This window comes from Bacillus sp. FSL R5-0416, from assembly GCF_037975425.1.
GTDB classification, from domain to species: domain Bacteria; phylum Bacillota; class Bacilli; order Bacillales; family Bacillaceae; genus Bacillus; species Bacillus subtilis.
The window spans coordinates 201,584-227,055 of sequence record NZ_CP150252.1 but is presented as its reverse complement, the minus strand read 5'-3'; the positions used below and the strand labels follow the sequence as shown (position 1 = coordinate 227,055).

26 protein-coding genes are annotated in these 25,472 nt (G+C 41.2%); 4 read left to right on the top strand and 22 right to left on the bottom strand.

The annotated features are described in order from the left end of the window. The first annotated feature begins 70 nt into the window (after positions 1–70). Complete coding sequence (gene blaOXA, locus NYE20_RS01275) at positions 71–874, top strand: class D beta-lactamase (protein ID WP_038827933.1); 804 nt, start codon at positions 71–73, stop codon at positions 872–874. Positions 875–900: 26 nt separating this feature from the next. On the opposite strand, the gene NYE20_RS01270 is transcribed toward blaOXA, so the two are convergent. From NYE20_RS01270 to NYE20_RS01255, 4 genes are all read right to left on the bottom strand, one after another. Further along, positions 901–1,092, bottom strand: coding sequence for a DUF5370 family protein (locus NYE20_RS01270; RefSeq protein WP_003234886.1), 192 nt, complete (start codon positions 1,090–1,092; stop codon positions 901–903). A 16-nt stretch (positions 1,093–1,108) separates the two neighbouring features. Further along, the gene (csgA, locus tag NYE20_RS01265) at positions 1,109–1,357 is read right to left on the bottom strand and encodes a sigma-G-dependent sporulation-specific acid-soluble spore protein CsgA (protein WP_003234887.1); all 249 of its coding nucleotides are present in this window, start codon (positions 1,355–1,357) and stop codon (positions 1,109–1,111) included. 111 nt (positions 1,358–1,468) lie between these two features. Beyond that, positions 1,469–2,857 carry an amino acid permease gene (locus tag NYE20_RS01260; RefSeq protein WP_015252942.1) on the bottom strand — a complete coding sequence of 463 codons (1,389 nt, stop codon included), beginning with the start codon at positions 2,855–2,857 and terminating at the stop codon, positions 1,469–1,471. Positions 2,858–3,165: 308 nt separating this feature from the next. Continuing rightward, positions 3,166–4,350: a DUF4885 domain-containing protein gene (locus tag NYE20_RS01255; RefSeq protein WP_161621312.1), complete on the bottom strand. Its 1,185-nt coding sequence runs from the start codon at positions 4,348–4,350 to the stop codon at positions 3,166–3,168. A 131-nt stretch (positions 4,351–4,481) separates the two neighbouring features. Between NYE20_RS01255 and NYE20_RS01250 the strand changes: the two genes are divergently transcribed. Continuing rightward, positions 4,482–5,339: a hypothetical protein gene (locus NYE20_RS01250; protein WP_049140318.1), complete on the top strand. Its 858-nt coding sequence runs from the start codon at positions 4,482–4,484 to the stop codon at positions 5,337–5,339. An 85-nt stretch (positions 5,340–5,424) separates the two neighbouring features. Beyond that, complete coding sequence (locus NYE20_RS01245) at positions 5,425–6,195, top strand: protein kinase (protein ID WP_032724790.1); 771 nt, start codon at positions 5,425–5,427, stop codon at positions 6,193–6,195. Here the strand turns inward: NYE20_RS01245 and NYE20_RS01240 are convergent. From NYE20_RS01240 to adaA, 11 genes are all read right to left on the bottom strand, one after another. Further along, positions 6,180–6,443: a hypothetical protein gene (locus NYE20_RS01240; RefSeq protein WP_032724788.1), complete on the bottom strand. Its 264-nt coding sequence runs from the start codon at positions 6,441–6,443 to the stop codon at positions 6,180–6,182. The genes NYE20_RS01245 and NYE20_RS01240 overlap by 16 nt on opposite strands. A 139-nt stretch (positions 6,444–6,582) precedes the next feature. Further along, entirely contained in the window at positions 6,583–6,924 is a 342-nt protein-coding gene (locus NYE20_RS01235; RefSeq protein ID WP_038827944.1) for a hypothetical protein, read from the bottom strand. Between the two features lie 208 nt (positions 6,925–7,132). Further along, positions 7,133–8,305 (bottom strand): MFS transporter, encoded by a 1,173-nt coding sequence (locus tag NYE20_RS01230; RefSeq protein ID WP_161621311.1) that lies wholly within the window; start codon positions 8,303–8,305, stop codon positions 7,133–7,135. A gap of 126 nt (positions 8,306–8,431) precedes the next feature. Further along, positions 8,432–8,734 carry a metalloregulator ArsR/SmtB family transcription factor gene (locus tag NYE20_RS01225; RefSeq protein WP_085187820.1) on the bottom strand — a complete coding sequence of 101 codons (303 nt, stop codon included), beginning with the start codon at positions 8,732–8,734 and terminating at the stop codon, positions 8,432–8,434. Positions 8,735–9,171: 437 nt separating this feature from the next. After that, positions 9,172–9,546: a DUF2294 domain-containing protein gene (locus NYE20_RS01220; protein ID WP_003246482.1), complete on the bottom strand. Its 375-nt coding sequence runs from the start codon at positions 9,544–9,546 to the stop codon at positions 9,172–9,174. 57 nt (positions 9,547–9,603) lie between these two features. Then, the gene (locus NYE20_RS01215) at positions 9,604–9,894 is read right to left on the bottom strand and encodes a DUF6407 family protein (protein WP_014475635.1); all 291 of its coding nucleotides are present in this window, start codon (positions 9,892–9,894) and stop codon (positions 9,604–9,606) included. Between the two features lie 63 nt (positions 9,895–9,957). Beyond that, a complete protein-coding gene (locus NYE20_RS01210) occupies positions 9,958–10,485 on the bottom strand; it encodes a carbonic anhydrase (RefSeq protein ID WP_339184241.1) in 528 nt (175 codons plus the stop codon). 76 nt (positions 10,486–10,561) lie between these two features. Next, entirely contained in the window at positions 10,562–13,177 is a 2,616-nt protein-coding gene (locus NYE20_RS01205; RefSeq protein ID WP_095315127.1) for a YbcC family protein, read from the bottom strand. Between the two features lie 14 nt (positions 13,178–13,191). Then, positions 13,192–14,709, bottom strand: a complete 1,518-nt coding sequence (locus NYE20_RS01200; protein WP_161621309.1) for an NADH dehydrogenase subunit 5 — start codon at positions 14,707–14,709, stop codon at positions 13,192–13,194. A 518-nt stretch (positions 14,710–15,227) separates the two neighbouring features. Beyond that, a complete protein-coding gene (gene adaB, locus NYE20_RS01195) occupies positions 15,228–15,767 on the bottom strand; it encodes a methylated-DNA--[protein]-cysteine S-methyltransferase (RefSeq protein WP_339184236.1) in 540 nt (179 codons plus the stop codon). Continuing rightward, entirely contained in the window at positions 15,754–16,389 is a 636-nt protein-coding gene (adaA, locus tag NYE20_RS01190) for a bifunctional transcriptional activator/DNA repair enzyme AdaA (protein ID WP_339184233.1), read from the bottom strand. The genes adaB and adaA overlap by 14 nt, the downstream gene beginning before the upstream one ends. Before the next feature lie 272 nt (positions 16,390–16,661). Here adaA and alkA point away from each other — a divergent pair, with 272 nt between their 5' ends. Continuing rightward, a complete protein-coding gene (alkA, locus tag NYE20_RS01185; protein WP_339184230.1) occupies positions 16,662–17,573 on the top strand; it encodes a DNA-3-methyladenine glycosidase II in 912 nt (303 codons plus the stop codon). Between the two features lie 265 nt (positions 17,574–17,838). Here the strand turns inward: alkA and NYE20_RS01180 are convergent, their stop codons facing one another. From NYE20_RS01180 to sigW, 7 genes are all read right to left on the bottom strand, one after another. Then, positions 17,839–17,979: a hypothetical protein gene (locus NYE20_RS01180; protein WP_120027725.1), complete on the bottom strand. Its 141-nt coding sequence runs from the start codon at positions 17,977–17,979 to the stop codon at positions 17,839–17,841. A gap of 46 nt (positions 17,980–18,025) precedes the next feature. Continuing rightward, positions 18,026–19,828 carry a glutamine--fructose-6-phosphate transaminase (isomerizing) gene (gene glmS, locus NYE20_RS01175; protein ID WP_015252962.1) on the bottom strand — a complete coding sequence of 601 codons (1,803 nt, stop codon included), beginning with the start codon at positions 19,826–19,828 and terminating at the stop codon, positions 18,026–18,028. Positions 19,829–20,261: 433 nt separating this feature from the next. After that, on the bottom strand, positions 20,262–21,608 hold the full coding sequence (gene glmM, locus NYE20_RS01170) for a phosphoglucosamine mutase (RefSeq protein ID WP_015382618.1): 1,347 nt from the start codon (positions 21,606–21,608) through the stop codon (positions 20,262–20,264). Positions 21,609–21,626: 18 nt separating this feature from the next. Next, positions 21,627–23,081, bottom strand: coding sequence for a CdaA regulatory protein CdaR (gene cdaR / locus NYE20_RS01165; RefSeq protein ID WP_032724771.1), 1,455 nt, complete (start codon positions 23,079–23,081; stop codon positions 21,627–21,629). Then, the gene (gene cdaA, locus NYE20_RS01160; protein ID WP_003223651.1) at positions 23,074–23,895 is read right to left on the bottom strand and encodes a diadenylate cyclase CdaA; all 822 of its coding nucleotides are present in this window, start codon (positions 23,893–23,895) and stop codon (positions 23,074–23,076) included. The genes cdaR and cdaA overlap by 8 nt, the downstream gene beginning before the upstream one ends. Before the next feature lie 160 nt (positions 23,896–24,055). Further along, a complete protein-coding gene (rsiW, locus tag NYE20_RS01155; protein WP_029317269.1) occupies positions 24,056–24,682 on the bottom strand; it encodes an anti-sigma-W factor RsiW in 627 nt (208 codons plus the stop codon). A 13-nt stretch (positions 24,683–24,695) separates the two neighbouring features. Continuing rightward, a complete protein-coding gene (sigW, locus tag NYE20_RS01150; protein WP_003223646.1) occupies positions 24,696–25,259 on the bottom strand; it encodes an RNA polymerase sigma factor SigW in 564 nt (187 codons plus the stop codon). Positions 25,260–25,472: the final 213 nt, after the last annotated feature.

Genomic DNA, 25,472 nt, shown 5'->3' with positions numbered 1-25,472 from the left:
GATTATTTTTTAAAGGAAGAACAAATGAAAGAGAGAAAAGGTAGTTAATCAAAACAAAGGGGAGAACAAAATGAAAAAATGGATATATGTTGTGCTTGTGCTGAGTATTGCAGGGATCGGCGGCTTCTCCGTCCACGCAGCGTCATCTGCTCATGAAAAATACTTGAATGTCAGCAGAATGAATGTCGATGATGAATTCAAGGATACGGATGGAACCTTCATTCTTCACGATTTACAAAAGGAGCAGACATTTGTCTATAACAGAAAACGGGCAAATCAAAGACAAACTCCGCAATCCACCTTTAAAGTCGTGAACGCTTTAATCGGTTTGCAGGTCAAAGCTGTAAGAGATGAATACGATGTTAAACGATGGGACGGGGTCAAGCGTGAATTCGAATCATGGAACCGCGACCATACGCTTGGCTCGGCCATGCGTGAATCCGCAATTTGGTATTATCAGGCATTAGCGAGAGATATCGGCGAGGAAAGAATGAAAACATGGCTTCATACACTATCTTACGGCAACAAGGATATCAGCGGGGGAATTGACCAGTTTTGGCTGCAAAGCTCGCTCACAATATCTCCGCTGGAACAAGAAACCTTTTTGGAGAAACTATTTAAAGAGGAGCTTCCATTTGACAAACCGGTGATGAAAATCGTCAAGCGCATGATGATTCAAGAGGAAGGCGATCATTACACGCTCTACGGGAAAACCGGAACCCGCCTGACTGATATGGGATTAGGATGGTTTGTCGGATTCATCAAAACAGAGCATGGCTCTTATGTCTTTGTCACCAATGTCGATGATTCCGGCACAAAAGCCAAAAACATCACCGTGGATATCCTGAAAAAGTATGGCCTGATTACATCCTAAATAAAAGAGCCCTGCACGGCAGGGCTCTAAATCTCATGCTCAAAACAATAATGATTCACAAGCTCTTCAATCAAATCATGATCGGGATATTCCCCGTTAAATTCAAATTCGATTTCTTCCACAAACTCTCCTTGATGGTACACATGGATGGCTCCGTTTTGACGGACAACGCTAAACTCCGGCTGAAATGTATATCCGCTTCGTTCAATTGCTCCCATTTCTTACCCGCCTTTCTCAAAGCAGTAATTCATACACCTCGTTTAATTCCTTGGCCCGTTTTTGATCCTGTTCATTCTGGGCATACTTAATTTCTTTTTCTAATACATGGTTCAAAAAAGACATTTCATTATCATCTAAGTCTTTTACAAATTCCTCTTCATTTGCATAACGCTTCGCCAGCATCTTCTTGCAAATACGCTGGCAGACTTCATTTTCTAGATGATTCGAAAGTGATTCGCGCAAATAACCGAGTGTAACATCCATTTCATGAACACCTTTCCTTCTGCTATCTTTACCCTATAGCTTGCTAAAATAGAGAAAATCCATACGCGAAAAATAAAAAAAGAGACATCCGTGAATGTCCCTTTTTTATCGTTATTCAGCTGCTTGTTCGCTTTTTGTCAAATTGGCCTGCGTGCGTTTGCCAATCCCAAACACATAATAACTAATGACCACAAGCGCTAAGAAAATTACGCCTACAATCAGAGAGATACGAGTATCATCGTTAAACCACATGCCAACCAGAACCATCAGCAAGAAAGCAATCGTCAAATAGTTAGTAAAAGGAGCAAACGGCATTTTGAATGGATGTTTATCTAATGCAGCACCCTTCGCTTTTCTGAATCCGATATGGCTGATCAAAATGATAAACCAAGGAATCATCCCTGGGAGCACGCTTGCGCTGTATACATAGACAAAGATCTTCGGCGGCGCGATATAGTTCAGTACAACACCGACAGCCAAACCGATCAACACCGCAATTGTGCCATACAGCGGCACACCATTGCGTGAAATCTTCTTAAAGAATTTCGGTGCTTGTCCATTGACACCCAGTGTATACAGCATGCGGCCCGCGCTGAAAATACCGCTGTTACAGCCGGACATTGCCGCAGTAATCACGACAAAGTTAATAATGCCGGCTGCTGCCGTAATCCCGATTTTCGAGAACGTAGACACAAACGGACTTCCGAGTGAGTTGAGCTCATCCCAAGGATACACCGTCACGATCACAAAAATAGCGCCAATGTAGAAAATCAAAATACGCCAGATAATACTTTGAATCGCATTTCTTAGCGTGTTTTGCGGATCCTTTGCTTCACCCGCTGTAATCCCGATCAGCTCAACTCCTTGATAGGCCGCAATGACAAGAGACAGTGCAAAGAAGAAACCTGAGAAACCTCCTGCAAAGAAGCCCCCGTGAGACCACAGGTTCGACAAACCGATCGCATCTCCGCCATTGCCAAAACCGAAGAAAATAATTCCGATTCCCGCAATAATCATCAAGATAATCGTCACGATTTTAATCATCGCAAACCAAAACTCAAATTCCCCAAACGACTTAACAGAAATTAAATTCGCCGCACCAAGAATCACCATTGCCACGATACCAGGTATCCAAGCAGGCAAATCCGGGAACCAATACTTCATATAAGAACCGACAGCGATAATTTCTGACATGCCGACGATAATCCACTGGAACCAGTTGCTCCATGCTGTTATATAACCTGCCATCGGATGAATATATTGATGGCCGAACGTCGCAAAAGAACCTGTGCTCGGCTCGACATACAGCATTTCACCCATCGCACGCATAATAAAAAAGATAAAAATTCCGCATATTGCATAAGCCAGAAGGACAGATGGGCCAGTCCATGAAATCGTGCTGGCAGAACCCATAAACAAGCCAACACCGATTGTACCGCCCAAGGCGATCATCTGAATATGGCGCGCGCCCAGGCCCCTCTTTAATTCTTTATTTGCCACTCCTCTTCCTCCTCCTAACATAAATGAGAAAACAGCAGACCTGCTTGCCTTCACATGAATCAGCGATAACAATCAGAAAATTCAAACTTAAAATTGTTATATAATCTCCTAAATTACTTATTTCATCATAATAAATTTCTCTGGAAAATACAATTGTTTTTTTCAGGTAAACACCTTTGTTCAGAGTTTTGAATCGTTCACTTCTTTTAAAATCTTTTATATAAAAATAATAAAATTATTTGAATATTTAAATTAATACACCCCTTAGATTCTCATAAAAAATAAGCTGTTCTACATGAACAGCTTACCTAATAATTCACACCCGTTTGACGCTTTAATGCTTCAAGCCACCCGGTATCTCCGGTCCCATAGCTCTTGCTTTGTCCCACATCTCTCAGAGATCCATTGCTGTAATCAATTGATAGGATGAAATCCGGAATGGCATTATACCCGGCTTCCTCGATTTTACTGAGCTCTGAACGATAGTAAGATATAGCATAAGAAGCCGTTTGTTTCTGCACTGGATCTTTTTCAAGTTCTTCTTTATAGACGTCTAATAAGTCACGTCCATCAGGCGTGACATACCGCCCGTCAATCACTTCTAAATCCTTCAAATGGTAGCCTGTGACTTCGTACATCTCACGAGCAGCCTGATACTTTTGATAGGCCTCTTCGGAAAATTGTGCTGAATCACTGCTTTGGCTTTTCATGATGTGCAAAAATAGCTCTTTGCTGTTGTCTCCAGATTGCAGCACTTGCTCAATTTGCTTGATCAGATCCTGATCGTCTGTCCCGCTCACCCGCACCTGATAGTCAATCGGTGTGATTGTAAACGTCAGCTCTGTCCCCTCTGGAATATGAATATGGTTTCGATTCAACAGCACTTGCAGCTGCTGGTTAACCTGTCCCCGCTTATACACCTTTTCATTCTCAGCTTCCACTTCCCCATGAAATGTGACATTCCGAAACGCAGCATCCTGAAGGTTATAGTTTTGCGCCTTCCCTTTGAATAACCATTCTGTTTCATTATCGTAAGCGGCCTGTCTTTCTGCAGCTGACAGATCACTTCTGAAATAAGGAGACTTTGAATTTTGGTACTTATCCTTAATATAGCCTAAGGGATCAGACTTTGTTTTGTTAATCGCATTCATCCTGCAGTATTTTTCATCTAGTATTTTGGTTCTGATATCACTCTCAGATTCATAGGGGTTTTGGGATTGAATCACTGTTTCTTCCCCTGTGTCTGTCACTGTTCGATCATTCGCTGATTGATACACTTTGCTGAACGTCCCGCTGTTTCCCGACACGCTGGTTTTAGAATAATTGAACTGATTGATTCCCCCAGTTGAAGATTGTGATTTAAGCCTGCTGTATGCCTTTTCCAGAACTGCCGCTGGATTTTCAGTCGCATTCTCCCGTTTGGCAGGCGCATTCTTGCTCAATATGTTCTGTGCCATCAGCTGAGTGCGTATAAATTGCCGATTCAGACGCATTGAATTCCCTCCCGAGTATTCTCTCTTATTCTTTTTTATCGGCAAAGATAATGTATATATTAACCTCAAAAAACATTTATTTACACCCAAATCGTTATTATGTATGATGGAAATAAAAGGAGGTTGTTTGCATGGTGAAAAAATGGCTTATTCCATTCGCTGTTATGCTGTCTGTCTTATTCACCTTTACGTATTCGGCATCAGCTGCCGGAGTCACTGCTATCACAGGAAACAATTCATTTGATACCGCAATGCCGATCGGTTATTGGAAATATAAAAATATCGATACAACAATACTGGAAGCTGGACAAGATGAAGCCTATTTCACTTTTACGGCTAATAAGGGAGAAAAAGTATACGTGAGGAGTACATACCAGAGCGCGTATACAGGGATGAAAATTGAAATTTATGATAAGAATAGAATACCTGTTTCTCAAGGGACAGAAGTCATTAACCCTAATACGTTTTCTTCTTTTATTTATGCAAATGCAGACGCCCAAAACACGACAGATACCTTTTATGTGAAAGTGTCACGAGGCACCTATACCGGAAACATGTATTTTACACTTTCAATTGAAGACCGAATCAAATCAGGCAGTGGAACATTCCAATTCAGCGGCGTTGCTGAAAATAAAGGAAATACAAGCCTTAGCCTCTCAGGTTCTGACTCCAGCGTGATCAAGGTTGATTTAACAAACCAATCTGGGATACCGCGTGATGCCATTGTAACCAGAGTTCAGACAACCGCCACTCAAACACCAAGCCAGGGAAATACACGCCACCTGATCATGACGAGCGAAAACAACGAATGGCGCCGTGCTCTTGTAAACAGCTCGACTTCAGGGTCTTATGATATCTCTTTGTCAGATCAACTCAGTGTGGCAAAGGTATGGAGTTTTAAATATAATACATTAGCGACAGCCAGATCGACGATGAGCAATGTTAAAGCAAAAATAGATTATGAATACGACGTAACAAAGCAGTTTTAACTTATACCGAGCCGGTTATCCGGCTCTTTTTTATTCTCCGGCTAGAAGGTAAACTATAGTCAGTACAACCAAGGGAAGTGCAGACATGGCATTAAAACTTCTAAAAAAACTGCTTTTTGACCGCCCTCTAAAGAACGGCGTTATCTTAAATCATCAATACAAAATCGAAGAGTGCCTCGGTATGGGAGGCTACGGTTTGATTTATTTGTGCACCGATATCCTAACTCAAACACCTTATGTTTTAAAACAGCTTCGGCCGACAAAAGCGAAAAAGGAAAAAGAGAAAGTCCGATTCCAACAGGAAATAAAACTGCTCAAAAGCATTCACCACCCGCAAATTCCGGGCTTCATAGATGAGTTCATCATAGACGGACAGGCTTATTATGTCATGCAGTTCATCGAGGGAGAGAATATAGAAGAATTATTATTTTTTCGAAAACAGCCGTTCACAGAGCTTATGGCGTTACAACTGATTTCGCAGCTGCTTGAGATTATAGAATACCTGCATGATCGCCTTATCTTCCACAGCGACATCAGAACGCCTAATATCATCATCAATGACGGCAGGCTCTGCCTCATCGATTTCGGCCTTGCCAAACAATTGACTTTTGAAGAAATGGAGGAAATAAAGGTACGAAAACAGGATGACTTCTTCGATCTCGGAGAAACGCTGTTATTTCTGCTGTACTCTCAATATAAAGGAAAAAAGAAGAAAAACGGCACTTGGCTGGAGGAATTAACACTGACAAAGGAAGTAACCCTGCTGCTGAAAAGATTATTGGGCATTGAGGAAGAGTATCAGCACACCGCTTCCATTCGCGAGGATCTAAACCGGGCCATTCAATCGGTCACATAAAAAAACCCTTGTCCCAAAAGCGGAACAAGAACTTTTTTTGGATTAACTGCTGCTGTAGCTCCGGCGTTTGTAACGATGACTGCCGCCATAACGGTCGTAGTGTCTTCTTTTGCCCGAGCTGCTGCTGTAGCTGCGATAATGTCTGCGCCGGCTGCTGCTGTAATGCCGATGTCTGCGATATCGGTCACTAGAACTGCTTGAGAGGTACTTAATCGTTTTGATGATTTTTTTAAACATATGATGTTCACCCCATTTCTTTCTCCCTATTATATAAATTTTATAGGAGAAAGAAAAAGAATAGACGAGAATCTCTTATCTCAGCCTTCCAAGGAGAGAAGCTTCCACTTAAATACAAAACGTAATTCAGCGGTATTCTTTCACACAAAGTCACCACAAAGCCTTTTTCTCTTCTTCCTGCTCGATAAACAGATAATTTTCAGGACGGGCCAAAACAGAAAAAAGTGCCAAAAGCAACTTCCAACCTCGAAGCGGACTTCCGCATCTAAACTTCAACACTTCTCCTTCCGCTAAAGTAAACCTCAAAGTTGGGCTTGTACACCAAGCAATCTTCACTTGAATAACATGCTCACCAGGCAGTAAATCAATTCGCAGCCTTCCTCCATCTTTAATAGTTCCCATCTCAGCCCCATCAATTAGCACTGAATACTCTCTCATTTTGTTGATGTACTGCGATGTCCTGCTCATTTCAATGTACGTCTTTTGATTCACGATGACACATCCTCAAAGTAATGATCTTACAGGCGAGAAGCGCTAGAACCCTTCCGCCATACCGTTATTTCCCTTCCTAGTATATTATAACTTGCTGTGCTTCAGCTCTCCGTCGGCAAAAATCCCTTTCAGCTTCAGTGTGCCTTCTACTTGAGCTTTTTAAAAAAACACCCGCTTGTATAACGAGCGGATGTTAGATCTTTCGAAATTATTGATTGATATCCTTTAGCGCTTGTTTCGGTTGCGAATTGAAAATCAGCAATGATGCAATAATGGCAATCATAACCCCTAACGCACCAACCCAGGTAATCGAGGCCAATGATACGTTTTCCACAAAAACCCCTCCTATACCTGCGCCGACCGCCATGGCGAATTGCATCATTGACTGATTCATGCTAAGCAAAACTCCTGACATTTCCGGTTCTATGGTAGCCAGGTGAAATTGCTGTGTCGGACCGGTGGACCATGCGGCAAACGACCATAATATGAGAATCACCAACACTCCGATATAGGAATGAGTAACAAGTGACAGAAGAATCAGTGTGACGATATGCAACGTCATCCCGCCAACGAGTGTAAAGGACACTCCCCATTTATCGGTGCTATATCCCCCAAACTTCGATCCAACCAAACTGGAAATTCCAAATATAAGCAAAACACCGCTGAGCAGCTTGCCATTTATACCTGAGATGTTCAAGAGATACGGTGACAAATAAGTGTAAGCAACAGAATATCCCCCGAGCCAGAAGAAAGTGATTGACAATCCCATAGCCACTTTCCGTTTTTTGAAAAGAGCAAGCTGTTGAAGCAAAGGCACAGGCTTATCCCCTTCAGTATGCGGAAGAGTAAAGAAAATAACGACCATCGCGATCAATCCCAACAAAGCAATGGCACCAAATACAGACTTCCAGCCTAATGCTACTGCTATCATTCTTCCAAGCGGAACACCTATGATTAAAGAAGCGGTAAATCCCATCACGACCGTAGCGATGGCACTGCCCTGCTTCCCTTCCGATGCAATCTTAGCGGCAATCGTTAATGCGGTGACAACCACCACACCTGCTCCCATCGCCATAATGATCCGCGCTGCAATAAACCATCCATAACCAGGCAGTACAAAAGCCAGGACATTACCGAACACAAACAAACCTAGGGCATACATCATCAATTTGCGTCTATCCACACTTGCTGTCAACGCCATAAGTACGGGTGTAGAAAGAGCATATACAAGTGAGAAAATGGTAATAAGCTGGCCCGCGGCAGCTAAAGTGATCCCGAGAGTATGAGCAATTTGATCCAAAATTCCGGAAATGATGTACTCTGAGGTTCCAACTAAAAAGCTGACAATGGCTAAAATATAAATTTTCCAAGTGTTAGACATAAAACATTCACTCCTTAATTATTAATAAACATATCACGAATTATCGATATGTTATTATAAAAAATAAACACATCGTAATATGTCGATATGTATGGTGTAAAAATAAACATCAAAAGATGTTTATTTTTATATCTCTGTTTTAAGAAAGTCAGCAAGTTTCCCAATGGCTTCTTCATCTCTTTTGTAATACGTGTACTTTCCGATTCGTTCCGCCTTAATTAGGCCGGTCCTTAAAAGGATGGTAAGATATTGGGAAGCCGTCGATTGCGTCATTTTCAATTTGTCTGTTATTTGACTGACACATACCCCGATTGTGTTCATATCAATCCCTTCATGGGGTGCAAAATGACGATCCGGTTCCTTCAGCCATTGCAAAATTTGCAGCCTTGATTCATTTGATAAGGCTTTGAATACTTCAATTGGTTCCATATCGATTATTATATCGTTATATTTCGATATGTCAATCCGTTTTTTGAAACTGAAGACAGCATATCAATTTTGTTCACCGCTTAAATTTATCATCAAGCTTTACGAAATTGGTCTCATAATCGTGTCACTAAACACTTGGGGGAACCCGGCAGGTGACAAGGATTTTTTCAAATATTGTTCAAGTGACTAATCACCAGCATCAAATTCATGTATTTAAAATAGATGTAAAAAAACATCCGCTCATAACAACAGCGGATGTTAGATCTTTCGACAGGAATAACAAGACAGTATACTATGAATTGACATCTCTTTATGTCCGCTTAGGATATGAATAAAAGTTATCAATGATGCCATAATTGTAAAACAAAAGAATCGGCAGTTCATTATGTTCAATTCACAACAAATTCCATACCGTCAAAACATTTATTTTCTTTAGATTATAAGATCTTTTCCAAATTTTTCTCTAGATCATTACATAATTTAAACACCATCACTCGTTCACCTGTCCGGGAGCTTAAATCAGTATGAAAACTTTTCACTTTTTCTCCGGTTATTTTTAAGATAATATCCTTAAGGCCTTCTATACCTGATTCGACTAACTCCGAACGAGTTTGTTTGATAGATAACATACCCTCTTTTGATCCACAAACTACATATTCAGCTGGTGTTAAAATCCCTTTTAAATTGACGATGATCATGTCCCGCAGTATATCAGTCTTAACAGATACAGACCCCCGCCCAAGATAATCCTTCTCCCATTGAGTAATGGACTTACTGATCTCTGATTCAATAGAACCCTTCGACTTTTTCATATCTAATACATCTCCTGAGCAAAAAAATTGGCATATTCTATTTGTGATTTCATCTCATTAATATTCTCTTACAACATATCCTTCATATACACCTTCAATATCCAAATCAGTTTTACCGTTTCTTGTGACCACTATCATTTTGGATAACATATTTTCTTCCATCATAGAGTGGACATGCAAAAATCGAACATTTCCTGAATGGGTTTCCTCAACTTCTTCATAAGACTTTAGATGATAAAAATCAATTGCTTTTCTAATTAGTTTTTTCATACATTCCATATTTTCACGATCAAACGAGTTCATTTCCTCGATTGTTTTCGTGACAAAATCAGTTAAATTAGCGCTCATACAATCTCCTTAGAACTGCTTTCTCCCTATATGGGTGCGTTTAGAAGTTGAACCTGCATTTCATCATGACAAGCAATGATCAGGTAAGGCTTGACCTGTTTTAATAGCTGGATCCTCCACAATTGAGGGTTTTCCATCCTTATGATGAACGAATAAACCTCTAACTTTAACATATGACGGCACTAGGGGATGATGTCGAATCATATCAACACTTTTTTCAATGGTGTCACTGCTATTTTCATTTAGCCATTCATCGACCGTACCACCAAAAAGTTCAGGCTTGCAATTTTGAAAGAGATAATCCAATGTTTGTATTTTATCTTTCATTGTTTCAAGTTGAGTTAGTCCATTACCTGCGGAAGTCTTCTTATCTTTTGTTCCTACTACAAAAATCTCCTCAACATCTTCCTGGTAAATCGCAAAAATAACAGACCTCATGATTTCTCCATAAGGATGTGAAATACTGGCACCATAGCTTTGCATAGTCAACATATTCTCTGCAGAAGTGTTAGTCGCTTCTTGTAAAATAGGCTCCAAACCGTTTTCAATATCCGTCAAAAATAATACTTTTTTATTTTGGTTTACATTCATACAGCACACCTCTTCCTTATGTTTATTATTTTTATTTTGAATAACAAATCCATTTGATAAATGTTTAGATTCATCATTACCAGCTTTCCCAACATCCTTCTGGATCAATATTAGCCAGTCGGACCCATCCATTTTGAACTTTTTGCAGAAATGCTGAGTCATGATTTAATAACCGTTCTACATATTCTCTAGGTGCTTGGATGAGTATCAATAAACGAAGAGGAGAATGATAGGCCTCGTGATCTGATTCCATGACGGATTGCCAAGGCAGTCCGGCTAACAAGTCGCTTGCATTCCCCTGCATAACGCCGAGACCTGCAGTAACGGTTTGAGTTGCTTTATTTCCGCTGCCATAATAATGAGGTGCTACCGTTGATGCGTAATATTGTAAATTAATCCATTGGGCTACAGTTCCAGGTCCTGCAATAATATTTGCTAGGAGTTCACCGCTTTCATCCTGCTTCCAATCATAATTATGGAGAAAGGCTCTGCCTTCCAAATCACAATCCTGAGTTAGTTCACGTTTACCGATAATAAAGGCGGCATTACGAGCCAGTCCCCATTCCGGACGTATCTCACTCCAATCTTCCGCAAATCGGTTTGCCTCAGCCTTCGGATTTTTTAGCTTCGATTGGAAATTCGGTAATTGGGCTAGACGTTCTGCGTTTACATGATGTCTCACTTTCGGCATAACGGCTTCAATTTGTTCAAATGCTTCTTGTGCAGCTTCGGAAAGCTCTGGTACATAAAGCCAATGTAATTCATCCACCGTTGTATTATGTTCAGCTGCCGCAAAAACCGTATCCTCAGGGATTTTAATTCCTTCAGTTAAAAGAACTTCTCGTACCTCTGATAGATTACATAAAGCAGCTAAAACTCTTGCATTGAATCCACCGGCCGCTCCACCGCAGGCACCACAATCAAGGGCTGCAGAATAAGGATTATTAGTACTTTGACTGCCATGCCCGCAAATCACGACCAATGGTGCGATGTTCTCTGTTAACCCCATCATTTTTAATGCTTGGCGAGCATAGTTCACTTTTTCTTCATCAGTAAAACCCACAGGTATTTCTGCCTCTGTAGCATCATGATGAAGCGAGAGTTTTGTATCAGGTTTGCGCAACCAAGCCTCACGGAGATTACGAATGAAACGACCCGCCTTTCTTGGCACAAAGCTACGGGCTGCCATTTGCAGAGTAAGCCAAGGTCCGCTTAGCTCAGGCAGTAGTAAGCTCGAAAGCGCATTCTGCTTCATCGTTTTAAAGGTATGGCTTAAAGAATGAATTGCTTGCTTCCGTTGATTGTATTTTTTGAATACATCCTCATCTGCGAACTCTTTTATTTTATTTTGCGGTTTTTGTATGATCGGCAAGGAAGCATGACTGTGTTTACTGCCAAGTTCACAAGTTGCAATCGGCACCCCGAAGAAACCAGCAATACCAATCGTTTCAAACGGGCCTTCTTTTTCTAGTTGACGACGAAAAGGTTCTGATCGTACATCGATGCAGAATGCTAATTGAGCTAATGCAGATTTTTTACGGCCGGTTTCACGTTGTTTCGAGATAATCTTCTGGCTTAATCGATCAGTGTACGTTTGTTCCCAAGCTTCTAACCAAAGTTTCTTGCGAAGTTTCTCATCAAAGCTGTAGGCAAATGATAAATATTCGTTTTGTTCAATGGCCGTCATCTGTGACCATTCTTCTAATGTAAGCCCACCCCAATGAATCCAAGCTGCTATAAGGGGAGCAATTGAAATTGTTTTCTTAGATCGTTCATTAGTCAAAGGTAAGTATGGCTTTATAAGAGCCCACTCCATGGATATTCGAACCGCTAAATATTCTGTTAGGAGTGCATGTTCGTGGCTCGATTGTTGGGAGCGCCAAAGCATCATCCCTGCCCATCCAGGTAATGAAAGTAAATGACCTTCAAGATAAGTCTGGATTTCTGACTCTGGGATTTCTAGTGCGAATAAAGCTTTCTGTAAAGCCAAATGTGCCTCTTTCGGCCAACCCTTTACCCTTTCTCGCTGCTTTTTGCTAAGTGCTGGATCATATTGAATAAGATGCTGCCAAGCACGATAGAAACCTTCCTCACGATTAGGCATTGTCCAGCCTGCTTGAGAGTCATCAAGATATAATTTACTCCACTTAATGACATGATGATCTAGTATATTGACTAGCCTTTCACCATCTTGATTCTCTATATACGAACTTAGTGGTTGCATAAACACATTCTCGATATGATCCAATCCACTACATTCACCTACTAATTTCTCCAGCTCATGTGATGATAAAAGGTCGGAAGGCAGGGGATCTAACTTTAATGCAGCATGACAAAATCGCTCTGCCACGTCCCGTGGGATGTGATAAGAATGTGAATCAAGCCAACGCTGCAGCCCCATTTCCACAAAATCTTCATCAATCTCACCTTTATTCTTTGCTGAACGGATCATAGACGCACTAGGGTATATATCAACATCACGAGTGTTTTTCAACCAACTTGCAACCTGATCAAAAGGTTGGTTTTCAAGTCCCATCCACGGATTACGTGCAGCAAATGTAGAAATAGGCCAAAGTGGCGCAATCACTCGGCTGGCAGATGTAATGAAAACGTTAAGATCCCTTTCTTGAACATCAATATCTGTATCTATCTTTTTTACATTATCTTTCGTTAATACGGATGTAATGCCCATCTCAGATTAGCTCCTTATGAAATATATTGTTTAAGGTAGTCTGGGTGACTCTCTACTGACTTTGGTTTTGCTTCACCTAATCGAACTAACCAAAGATAGAGCACCGCGAAAAAAACGGAAGAACGATAACGAGCAACCCACGTACCTAAAGCACTGCCAAAGAGTAAGAGACATACGACAATCATGACAGCTGACATTGGAGGTTGAACAGTTTGAAAAATGGTTGTATGCAGCCACTTATAGAAAAGGTTATGAATGATAAAATATACGAGGGCTGCTCCTCCTAAAACAGTTAAGCCGGCAATTCGGCCAATTCGGCCCTCTCCAAAAGCGACAAGCTGAGTCCAAGAAACGGACAATGACCACCCTAAGATCAGCGCACTGATTAAGTGATACCCGTCTCCAGGAGCAGTGAGCCAAAAAGCAACACCTATAACTAAGGATAAAATCCGACCAGCCATGACCCATAAATAGGATGTTCTTTCATTAGTGCGAGCCGATACTTCATGACGCCCTACTGCTGAACCAGCTTGTAGAAACAACGTAGCTTTGAATAAACCATGTAAAATAAGATGAATAATGGCTGCTATATAGGCGCCTAATGCACACTGAATGAGCATAAACCCCATTTGTCCAATCGTGGAACCTACTAATTGTCGTTTATAATCAACCTGGACTAAACTAATTCCAGTTCCAATCAATACAGAAATGCTAGCAAGCAGAAGTAAGATAATCGAAGCGATACCACCATGAAATAGAGGTGAAAATCGAGTTAGTATTATTCCTCCAGCATTTACTAAACCTGCATGCATAATTGCAGAAACAGGGGTTGGAGCAACAATAGACTCAACCAACCATCTTTGGAATGGCCATTGACCTGCAGGAATGATCACCGCCAATACAATCAATAGCTGAATCCCTGTTCTCTCCCATTCTCCCAGCCCAGCTATACTTTCATTTGTTACAACCAATGATAACTGCCATTGACCTGTGGCATGAAAAAGCCACATCATCGCAAAAAACAAAGAAAACCAACTTAACAAAAATAACCGTCCAGAAATTTTGGCTGCTTCACTAGCCACTTGCCAAGCACTGTTTAACCTAATAAGTAAGGTTAATCCAACAAGAGTCGCACCCCAAAATAGAACCATCAAGCGGAGATCACCACTTAACCATGTCATTGAAGCAGCTCCTGTTGTGAAAGTAAAAAGCGTAAAATATTTTCGATAAGATCGATCCCCCATTAAGTAACGTACAGAAAAACGCTGAATGATGAATCCAATTGCAAGAACAAAGAAAGTCATTAAACAAGCTAAGGAATCTAAGTGCCAAGGGCCAACATTTCCACTCACGCCACTATTGGCAAGAATCAGTAAGGAAACCAAAAGTGGTAAAGCCAAGATCCCAATATGAATGCGAACAAAACTCAAGGGTACTCGCGGATGTAAAAACAATAGTCCACTTATCCCAGAAGCCATAAGCATAATAAAAAATAATGTTAATAATGAAGATAAACTCAGCGAAACTAACATTCTAAATTCTCCCTTTTTTAAAACTCATTATTGTTCAAAAGACCTTTCAAACAGATCATATTTGTCTATTATTTATTTCAATTTTTATTTATCTCTATTTTTTTCCAACAAAAAAGCCGACAACTTCAAAATTTCAATGATTATGTTAGATCATTGAATCCTGAAAATTGTCGGCTTCACTTCAACTAACTTCAGCGAAGTTTTTTGAAGAGCTACCTTATTATTGGTCTTTACTTTATGCTATGTTTAATTTCCTTTAATATAGTCCTGATTATCAAATAAATCGACTTATGTTTCTCTTCCTTTTTAGTTAGGATGCTTTTTCATCCTATCAATATTTAAAATGAAATATGAAAAGAATGCTAAAGGCCTACATATTTTAAAAGGAAAAATAAACATCGGCATCGATTATTAAGTTACGTATAAGATATGATAAATTTTAAAAGTTGTCAAGTTTATCAGTAAACTGGTCTTTACTTTCCTTTAAAATAATCCAACCCATTATAGATGATTCACTTTCAATGAGGAACATCCATTTCAGATGAAGCTTGCTTTTCCAGATCAAGGAGCAGTGTCTTCATTTCGAATCCGCCCCGATAGCCGGTTAATGAGCCATTCTTTCCTATTACACGATGGCATGGTACAGTAATTAATACCGGATTAGCCCCAATAGCCGCACCTACAGCACGAACAGCTGCTGGTTTATTTATTTCATTTGCAATGTCGGAATAGGATTTCGTCTGTCCATAAGGAATTTCACAAAGTGCATTCCAGACTGCTAGCTGAAATTGCGTACCGGCGGACTCAACTGGAACAGTAAAGTTTTTCCGCTTTCCTTCTAGATATTGAGTGATTTCAACGGCATAGGGTTCAAGCTTATCATCATCTTCAACAAGAAGACTTCCTGGAAAGCGTTTCTTAGCCCATTCGAACAATTCCTCGATTGGTTTATTCTGTGAACCTACAAACACAAGCCCCTTTAAAGTTGAAGCAATATAAAAATTCCAATCCTTGAACATTAGTAAAGACCAATAAAGGGTTGGTTTATTTGTTTCCATTGTACGTTTCCTCCATTTTACTCATTTGACGAAATTGTGCTGGTGTCTGTCCAGTTTTCTTTTTAAATAAAGTAATAAAATAAGGCGCGTTAGCTATACCCACACATATAGCGATATCTCCAATCGATTTATTTGTCTGAATCAAATACTTTTTAGCCGCGTGTACTCTAACTTGTTGTATATACTCAACCAGCGTAATGCCTTTAATCTTTTTAAATGTTCGATGCATATGATACGGACTCCCATGACAAATATCTGCTAACGATTCTAGCGTTAATTTTTCTGTGAAATTTTTATCAATGTATTCAGTAATTAAATCAACCCACTCGCTATCAGGCATTTTTTCATTAGTGGGCTTACAACGTTTACAAGGGCGAAAATTTGCGCGGAGAGCTTGTTCTGCGTTTGGAAAAATACATACATGTTCTTTTTTCGGAACGCGAGATTTACAGGATGGTTTACAGAATATCCCTGTCGATTTAACAGCGTAGAAAAATTGATTATTGTACGCTGCATCATTATTTATAATTGCTTGCCACTTTTCATCTGTTATCATTTCTACATCATTCGAAATTCTATGATCATGGCTCTCTTTATGTCCGTTATTGATACTATCCGGCATTTATCTCACCTCTCCTTACAATGCTCATCTAATTCATTTTGAATTGAATCCCAATTTAAATTTTCGACACGCGTTTTTTATATCTTGGGCCATTTTTATCTACTCCCGTTTAGCATTCTTGATAACTACACTATAACCTCATAAATAGAAAAAAATAAGGTGGTTAGAATGTAATAGCAAGATAACAAAATGAGTAAAGATGATTATGTGATAAACTAATTTCAACCAGCGTGAGTTTTCTTATAATTATTTAAGATAAGGAGAATGAAAAAGTGACATGGCATGAAGTCAATGATGTTATTGTCATTACATTACCTGAAATTTTCGACATGAATGCGAACCTAGGCTATCTAACCAGAGAAAAAAATGAATGCATGTATGAAATAGAGAACAATATCATTACAAAAGTTATAGCCAATGGGGAAATTCGGTCCTTAGTGCAGGTAAGCGTAATCAATAATAAACAAATGGTTGTTCAATTCCTAAACGATTCTAGACCTGTTGAGCAGTGGAAACGGGAAGAGATTGTAAAATATATTCATGAATGGTTTGATCTTGATAACGATTTAACACCATTTTATGAAATGGCAAAAGCAGATCCATTACTTAAAATGCCTGCCCGAAAATTTTATGGGTTGCGAGTTATCGGCATTCCCGATTTATTTGAAGCTTTATGTTGGGGAGTTTTAGGGCAACAAATTAACTTAGCCTTCGCGTACTCCTTAAAGAAGCAATTTGTAGAAGCATTTGGCGATTCTATTGAATGGAATGGTAAAAAGTATTGGGTGTTCCCACCGTACGAACGAATTGCACGGTTAACCCCTACCGACCTGGCAGATATTAAAATGACGGTAAAAAAAAGTGAATATATCATTGGAATAGCCAGATTAATGGCAAGTGGAGAATTATCGAGGGAAAAATTAATGAAAATGAACTTTAAAGATGCTGAAAAAAACTTAATTAAAATACGAGGAATCGGTCCTTGGACAGCCAATTATGTTCTAATGCGCTGCCTTAGGTTCCCGACAGCTTTTCCGATCGATGATGTGGGTCTAATTCGTTCGATAAAAATATTACGTAATATGAATCGAAAGCCTACGAAAGATGAAATCTTAGAAATATCGTTTTCATGGAAAACATGGGAGTCATACGCTACCTTTTATTTATGGCGTGTCCTTTACTGAATCATTTCAACTTAAACCGGAATGTACTCAATAAAAAAAGAATGAGCTTTAAAACCTAAGGCCTACAAGTACATTGTAAGTGCGACTTCTAGAATTCTTTGCCTTTATTAATTGACAATAAAAAAAAACGTTATCATTCCAATAGGCTCTCCGGTTTTCGGATTTCTAGCATGCTAAATTCCAACTGCTATCAAAAGCGTATCTTAATGAGGAACTGCTCTCTTATATCTGTATTAACATCAGAAAACTCAGTTAGGCAAAAGTCTTAATGCCTTTTAACCTGATTGACCGACCTTATGTGGAAACATCTTAAATCTATAGCTATGGCCGATCGATAGTCGGGTCCTGTACCATCAACTTCTTTAATCCATTTTTCCACTGTAGACGTTCTTTCTCTTTTGGACATAAAAACACCCCTTTAGATAATCTTATCCAAAGGGGTTAAACATTTATTACTCCACAGTAACACTCTTCGCAAGGTTACGCGGTTTATCAACATCACAGCCGCGATGCAGTGCAGCATAGTAAGCGATCAGCTGCAATGGAACAACAGATACCAACGGAGCAAGCGCTGGATTTACTTCCGGCAGTACGAATCTGTCATCCGCATCGTCTAGGCCTTTTAGTGAGATGATGCATGTGTTTGCTCCGCGAGCGGCAACTTCTTTGACGTTTCCGCGGATGCTTAGGTTTACGTGCTCTTGAGTTGCCAGTGCGAATACTGGTGTTCCTTGTTCGATCAAGGCAATCGTTCCGTGCTTAAGCTCACCGCCGGCAAAACCTTCTGCCTGGATGTAAGAAATCTCTTTCAGCTTCAGTGCGCCTTCGACACATACGAAGTAGTCAAGGCCGCGTCCGATGAAGAAAGCATTTCTGGATACAGTCAGGTATTCACGGGCGATCATTTCCATTTCGTCTTTCTGGTCGCATAGAGCTTCCATTGCGTTTGCAGCGATACCGAGTTCTTTGACGAGGTCAAATCCGATATCGATGCCGTTTTTGTCAGCAGCCACAGAAGCAAGAACCGCAAGAACTGCAATTTGTGCAGTGTATGCTTTTGTTGACGCAACAGCGATCTCAGGGCCTGCATGAAGCAGCAATGTATAGTCAGCTTCACGAGAAAGCGTTGATCCAGGTACGTTTGTGATTGTCAGGGCTTTGTGTCCGAGCGCTTTGACTTGAACGAGAACCGCGCGGCTGTCTGCTGTTTCTCCGCTTTGAGAAAGGAAAATGAAGAGCGGTTTCTTAGACAGAAGCGGCATGTTGTAGGAGAATTCACTCGCTACATGCACTTCAACCGGCACGTTTGCCCACATTTCAATATATTGTTTACCGACAAGTCCTGCATGGTAGCTTGTTCCGCAGCCAATGATATAGATGCGGTCCGCTTCCGCTACAGCGGCAGCGATATCGCCAGGCACAGACAGCTTGCCGTTTTCATCTTGATACGTTTGGATGATTTTGCGCATAACAACAGGCTGCTCATCCGTTTCTTTCAACATGTAGTGAGGGTACGTGCCTTTTTCGATATCACTGGCATCAAGCTCAGCAATATAAGACGCACGTGTAATCACGTCACCATCAAGGTTTTTGATGACAACTTGGTCATCAGTGACGATAACCATTTCTTTATCCATCAGCTCAACATATTCGTTGGTTACTTGAAGCATCGCCATCGCATCAGATGCTACGACGTTGAATGTATCTCCAAGACCTACTAATAGAGGGCTTTTGTTTTTCGCTACAAAAATCGTTTCTCTGTTGTCGTTATCGAATAAAGCAATTGCATAAGAGCCTTTTAACAGTGTAAGTGTTTTGCGGAACGCTTCTTCTGTCTCAAGTCCTCCATTGACGAATTGCTCGATTACTTGAACGACTACTTCTGTATCGGTGTCACTTTTGAGCTCTACATCTTGCAAATACTCTTGCTTCAGCTGAACATAGTTCTCGATCACGCCGTTATGAACAAGTGTAAAGCGGCCCAGTGCGCTTTGATGCGGGTGAGCGTTCAGATAGCTTGGTTCGCCGTGTGTCGCCCAGCGAGTATGCCCAATTCCGGCTTTCGCTTCTACATTGGCATCCACAACTTCACGAAGATCTGCAATGCGTCCTTTTTCTTTGAACACATGGATTCCCTGTTCGTTGGCAACAGCAATACCAGCAGAGTCATAACCGCGATACTCAAGCTTTTCTAACCCTTTTAATAAAATTTCCTTCGCATCAAGCTGACCGATATAACCTACGATTCCACACATATTTTTCTTCCTCCTAAGATTGTAAAAGGAGACGAAGAAAGTCAAATTTCAAGGGGACTTTCAATCGTCCCCTCCTACATGTTTTTTGGAAGATCATGTGATTTCTCTTTGTTCAAGGAGTCACCCCCTTGGTTTGAAGAAATCCTTACGGCTGTGATCTGCACACTCAGCCGGGAGGCATCCGCCGAAAATTCGATAACCTCCATCCTCGTCAACTAAGCCTTTTTCCGGGCGCTTAGTTCGGGCGCTATAATTATAGGTAAAGCAATAATCCCGTCTTCTTTTCCTATTGAGAAAATAAGAACAAGACAAGCTTGATTTTACAACATGTGGCATAAACGGTCAATTGTTTTTTAAACAACTTTGCCGTATGTCTCACAATTATCTTATGTAAACCTCGCTTGTCTTGTTCACTCTCTGATAATAGACTTCGTTACTCTAATCCCATTTCTGACCGGACGACTTCAACAATGCGATTGACATACTCATCGCACAGCTCTTTCGTCTTCGCTTCAGCCATGACACGGACGAGCGGTTCAGTTCCTGAAGGGCGCACCAAAATCCGGCCGTCGCCGTTCATTTCTTTTTCAACTTCAGAAATAATTGCTTTTACTTTTTCATTTTCTTCAACTTTATATTTATCAGTCACTCTCACATTGACTAACAGCTGCGGGAACTTCTGCATTTCAGCTGCAAGCTCTGACAGCGGCTTGCCTGTTGCTTTCAAAGTGTTCATCAGCATAATAGCAGACAATAATCCGTCCCCTGTCGTGTTGTAATCAAGGAAAATAAGATGCCCTGACTGTTCTCCGCCGACGTTGTAGCCGTCTTTTTTCATTGCTTCTACTACGTAGCGGTCGCCGACAGCTGTCTGTACGCTTTTGATGCCTTCTTTTTCGAGCGCCTTATAGAAGCCGAGGTTGCTCATCACGGTTGAAACCACTGTATCATCCTTTAAACGGCCCTCTGATTTCAGATGTTTTGAGCATATGTACATGATTTGGTCGCCGTCTACAATATTTCCTTTTTCATCGACAGCAATCAGGCGGTCGCCGTCACCGTCGAACGCAAGACCGAGATCCGCGTTTTTCTCTTTGACAAACGCGCTGAGCGCTTCGGGATGAGTCGAACCGACGCCGTCATTAATGTTTAATCCGTTCGGGGAAGTCCCCATTGTAGAAACATCTGCATCTAAATCAGCAAACAGGTGTGTCGCCAAGGATGACGTTGCGCCATGGGCACAGTCCAATGCCACATGAATCCCTGTGAAATCTTCATCAGCTGTCTGTTTTAAGAATTGCAGATATTTTTGTCCGCCTTCAAAATAATCGTTTACAAGTCCAAGGTCTGCTCCGACAGGTCTTGGCAGCTTATCCTCAGGTTCGTCCATCAGGCGCTCAATTTCAGCCTCCTGTTCATCAGAAAGCTTAAATCCATCTCCCCCAAAGAATTTGATGCCGTTATCCTGCACTGGGTTATGAGAAGCGGAAATCATGACGCCCGCCTCTGCATCCATCGCTTTTGTCAAATAAGATACACCTGGTGTAGAAATGACACCCAGGCGCATGACTTCTGCGCCAATGGATAAAAGTCCGGCGACAAGGGCTCCCTCCAGCATATGGCCGGAGATGCGTGTATCGCGGCCTATCAGCACTTTTGGACGTTGTTTGTCTTTTGTCAGCACATAACCGCCGAAACGTCCGACTTTAAAGGCCAGCTCAGGTGTAAGCTCACTATTGGCGACACCTCTTACACCGTCTGTTCCAAAATACTTGCCCATTTTATAATCGCTCCTTTTTTATTCCGATGAGGATTGTGAATTAGCAGTGGATTCATCCTCATCCTGATCTTGGTTTTGATCTTTATTTTCGTCTTGGTTTTGATCGTTGTTGTTTTTATCAGTGTTCTTTGTATCTTCTTGCTGATTGTTCTTTTGATCATTTGTTTGTTTATCTGTGTCATCCTGGTTCCCTGATGTATTGCTGCTGTTATCATTCGTTGATGTATTGCTTTTCTTAGACGTCAGCTTGATTTTGGCGGTTTTCCGCCCCAAGGACCAAGTTACATTCTGTGGCCCGTTCACTTCAAGCTTCACGCTATGCTCCCCGTCCTCTAAATCTGAAACATTCACATACAATTCAATATCTGATTTTTTCAGTTTATTTATATTCGTGGGAGAGCCTTTAGCCGTTACATCTATCGCTTGTGATTCAGGATCAAGAAATTCAATGTTTTGTGAGCTGCTCAGCCCTACAGTCTTGATAGGGACATTCTCGAACTTCTGATCCGCTTCACTATCGACTTCTATATGCAAAGTCACCTTTGACGGTGAGATTTTTTTGACACCGTCAGGAAGCGGAATATCTGCCTCGATATCGGAATCCTTGTTAATTTTACTTAAATCTAAGCTGACGCCGTCAATAAATTCAAGAGAATCCAACACATCCTGTGAGCCGTAAACCGTTACCTCACTGGGGCTGGATTCAATATTGGCTATGCTGACACCGTCAGGAAGGCTTCCTGTCCGTTCAATTTTAAAGGGCACTTTTTTACTCGGGCTTGTCACCGGAACGGTAATCTTGATGACCGAGGGCTCCACGTCGACAGGAAGCGCGTTTCCGTCTTTATCATAGACAGTCACTTTCGCTTCCTTTTCAATCGTTTCATCTGCGTTTTCCAAATTCACTGAAGCTTTTACAAGAGAAATATTATCGATGACATTTTTCGATCCGGTAATCTGCACATTTTTCGGACTGACAATCGGCTGCTCCGGAGAATAGCCTTTTTTCATCTTGCTTTTGTTGTAGTACTCCACTTCTACAGGAAAACTTTTGGTCGTCCGTTCCTGAATGGTCACTGTCGTAACAGACGGATTAATTGAGATTGTCAGCCCATCCGACACGTTTTTGGCCTTAAGCTCAACCTTATGTGTGCCGGTTTTCAAATGTTCCATATCAGCATATATTTCAAAGTTTTTGGTCTGCCGAGCCTTTTTCACGGCGCTTGTCGAGCCTTTTATCGTGACATTAACCGTTTGCGGAACACCCGTCACGACGTAATTTTCATCATCATAATACGCTTTAACCGGAATATCAGTCAGAGTTGCTTCATCAGTTGTTGATGTCGGAAAGAAAGATTCACCCGGTTTTTTCGGAGTCGGTGCTTGGTTGCTGTTAACCGCCACATAAAGCAAGAGCGCGAAAAGCAGAGCAATGATTTTCACAGCCCAGCGGTTGTTTAAGAATTTATCCATTTTTCTTGCCCCTCCAATACCAGCGGTTAGAAGAAGTGTCTCTGGTGTTTTTCTTAAACTCGGCTTCAAGCATTTCTTTCAGCGCTTCTTCTGTAAGCTCTCTGTGAAGGTCGCCGTTCTTTGCCACACTGACGCCGCCGGTCTCTTCAGACACAATAATCGTCAAACTGTCTGTTACTTCACTGATACCGACAGCTGCTCTGTGCCGCGTGCCCAGTTCTTTTGAAATAAACGGGCTCTCAGAAAGCGGCAGATAACAGGCGGCCGCGGCAATTTCATTATTTTTCATAATCACCGCACCGTCATGAAGCGGGGTGTTTGGGATAAAAATATTGATCAGCAGCTCAGAGCTGACTTTGGCATTCAGTGGTATGCCAGTCTCAATATAATCCCCCATTCCAGTATCCCGCTCAATGGTCAGCAGGGCGCCTATACGGCGTTTCGCCATATAATTGATCGCTTTAGTAATGGCCTCAATCGTTTTCTGCTGCGCTTCTTCAACAGGCGTGCCGCTCCTCGAAAAAAAGCGGCCGCGGCCTAGCTGTTCAAGCGCTCTTCTCAGCTCAGGCTGAAAAATAATAATAATTGCTAAAAATCCCCATGTTATCGCTTGGTCCATCAGCCATTGAAGTGTGCTGAGGCCCAAATATTGGCTGGCCATACGAACAAGCACGATGACTACAATTCCTTTTAACAGCTGAACCGCTTTCGTGCCGCGTATCACCATAATCAATTTATATATCACATACCAAACAAGGAGAATATCAACGGCATTGCCGAGGTACTGCAAAAAAGGGATATCCTCAAAAGCCATTTCCTCGTCCTCCAAGATTTCAGTCATTTCGTATTTTGTGTTTTACGTGTTACGCATATGTACTTTACATAGCGAGCCCATTATACCACATTTCGATTTAGCAAGTGAAATGTGCCAGCCCTCTCAGCCCGCAAAAAAAGAGCAAAGCGGCTAACGCGCTTTACTCTTCTCCGTTCGGACTGAATGCATCGAGTACACTTTTCCCCGCAGACTTCATCTTGTACCATGTCCAGTCGAATAATTGATTGATTTCTTCAATCTGACCGGTGACTTGTCCAGCAGAGGCCATATACTTTTCGCCGTTTACGACGGTTACATCCCCGTCTATTTTGCCTTTAATAATCAGCTTGCCGTTTTTGACAGTGACATCACCTTTGACCGTCTCACCTTCTGGCACGGTCACAGTATGGTTATGAACCACAAGATTCGGCTGCTTGGACACGCTGAAATTGTGGTCATTATGCCAGCTGTTAAAAAAACCCCCGCCCATCAAAATGATGAATACCGCAGCAGCTGCGATAACGGGATGGGATCTGAACCATCTTTTTACAGAAGCTCTTTTCTTCTCCTTAGGCAATTTTGCCATGACATTAGCGGTAAAATCCGCGGGGGCTTCGACATGCGATGTGCTCCGTACGAGCGCTATGGATTTCTCCATCTCGTAAAAATGCTTTCTGCATTTCTCGCATGTCTCCAGATGTTCATTTAATACGTGTTCATCTTTTGGAAGGATATCTCCATCAAGATGCATATGCATAAGCTGCACAATTTGTTCAGGACAGCTCATTTCATCACCCCACTTAAAGATCCCTTAATTGTTTTCTAAGAGCCTCTCTGCCTCTGTGAATCCGCGTTTTCACAGTCCCCACAGGAATGTTTAGAATCTCCCCGATTTCAATTAATGAGAGTTCGTCAATATACTTTAATACGATGACTGTTCTGTATTTGTCAGGAAGCTTTAAAATTTTCTGCTGTATCGTGTTTGAGAGCTCCAGCGACACAACTGCATCTTCAGGCAAAACACCATCTGCGGCGATTTGAGAATACATGGTCAAGCCTTCCGTACCAGCCACCTCTGCATCGAGGTAATAATCCGGCTTCTTTTTGCGAATGCGGTCAATGGTCAAATTGGTCGCGATTCGATAAAGCCAAGTTGAAAATTTCCGGTTAATATCAAAACTGTCGATATTAACGTACGCTCTGATGAAAGCTTCCTGTGCAATATCCTCCGCCTCATGCACATTGCCAAGCATACGGTAGCAAAGCTGATAAATTTTATCTTTGTAAATATCTACGATGTCCGCAAATGCATCCTGGTCGCCTTTTTTGACTTGTTTAATTCTTTTTTTAATCATCATTTCCATATTTATCTAACCTCTGCCTTCACCGGTCTGTATGTATACGAGCTTCGTTTCAAAAGGTTTCAATTTTTTTATAAAATAAGTTTATCAAATTTTTGGCAGGGTGTAGATGGTAATTCGTGAATAAACTACCTTAACATATTTTTAAAATTATTATACAGACTGAACAGTTAGAAGTTGGAATGATTTTTCCGAAAAGAAAAAAGACACCTTTTG

Coding starts and splice junctions, on each gene's coding strand:
- NYE20_RS01245 (WP_032724790.1), top strand. CDS start 5,425: ATGGCATTAAAACTTCTAAAAAAACTGCTTTTTGACCGCCCTCTAAAG.
- NYE20_RS01180 (WP_120027725.1), bottom strand. CDS start 17,979: ATGTCCAAAAGAGAAAGAACGTCTACAGTGGAAAAATGGATTAAAGAA.
- adaA (WP_339184233.1), bottom strand. CDS start 16,389: ATGCCGGATAGTATCAATAACGGACATAAAGAGAGCCATGATCATAGA.
- NYE20_RS01250 (WP_049140318.1), top strand. CDS start 4,482: ATGGTGAAAAAATGGCTTATTCCATTCGCTGTTATGCTGTCTGTCTTA.
- NYE20_RS01215 (WP_014475635.1), bottom strand. CDS start 9,894: ATGAGCGCTAATTTAACTGATTTTGTCACGAAAACAATCGAGGAAATG.
- NYE20_RS01270 (WP_003234886.1), bottom strand. CDS start 1,092: ATGGGAGCAATTGAACGAAGCGGATATACATTTCAGCCGGAGTTTAGC.
- glmS (WP_015252962.1), bottom strand. CDS start 19,828: ATGTGTGGAATCGTAGGTTATATCGGTCAGCTTGATGCGAAGGAAATT.
- blaOXA (WP_038827933.1), top strand. CDS start 71: ATGAAAAAATGGATATATGTTGTGCTTGTGCTGAGTATTGCAGGGATC.
- NYE20_RS01255 (WP_161621312.1), bottom strand. CDS start 4,350: ATGCGTCTGAATCGGCAATTTATACGCACTCAGCTGATGGCACAGAAC.
- rsiW (WP_029317269.1), bottom strand. CDS start 24,682: ATGAGCTGTCCTGAACAAATTGTGCAGCTTATGCATATGCATCTTGAT.
- NYE20_RS01220 (WP_003246482.1), bottom strand. CDS start 9,546: ATGAAAAAGTCGAAGGGTTCTATTGAATCAGAGATCAGTAAGTCCATT.
- NYE20_RS01225 (WP_085187820.1), bottom strand. CDS start 8,734: ATGGAACCAATTGAAGTATTCAAAGCCTTATCAAATGAATCAAGGCTG.
- glmM (WP_015382618.1), bottom strand. CDS start 21,608: ATGGGCAAGTATTTTGGAACAGACGGTGTAAGAGGTGTCGCCAATAGT.
- csgA (WP_003234887.1), bottom strand. CDS start 1,357: ATGGATGTTACACTCGGTTATTTGCGCGAATCACTTTCGAATCATCTA.
- NYE20_RS01210 (WP_339184241.1), bottom strand. CDS start 10,485: ATGAATGTAAACCAAAATAAAAAAGTATTATTTTTGACGGATATTGAA.
- cdaA (WP_003223651.1), bottom strand. CDS start 23,895: ATGGCTTTTGAGGATATCCCTTTTTTGCAGTACCTCGGCAATGCCGTT.
- sigW (WP_003223646.1), bottom strand. CDS start 25,259: ATGGAAATGATGATTAAAAAAAGAATTAAACAAGTCAAAAAAGGCGAC.
- adaB (WP_339184236.1), bottom strand. CDS start 15,767: ATGGAAACAAATAAACCAACCCTTTATTGGTCTTTACTAATGTTCAAG.
- cdaR (WP_032724771.1), bottom strand. CDS start 23,081: ATGGATAAATTCTTAAACAACCGCTGGGCTGTGAAAATCATTGCTCTG.
- NYE20_RS01205 (WP_095315127.1), bottom strand. CDS start 13,177: ATGGGCATTACATCCGTATTAACGAAAGATAATGTAAAAAAGATAGAT.
- NYE20_RS01230 (WP_161621311.1), bottom strand. CDS start 8,305: ATGTCTAACACTTGGAAAATTTATATTTTAGCCATTGTCAGCTTTTTA.
- NYE20_RS01200 (WP_161621309.1), bottom strand. CDS start 14,709: ATGTTAGTTTCGCTGAGTTTATCTTCATTATTAACATTATTTTTTATT.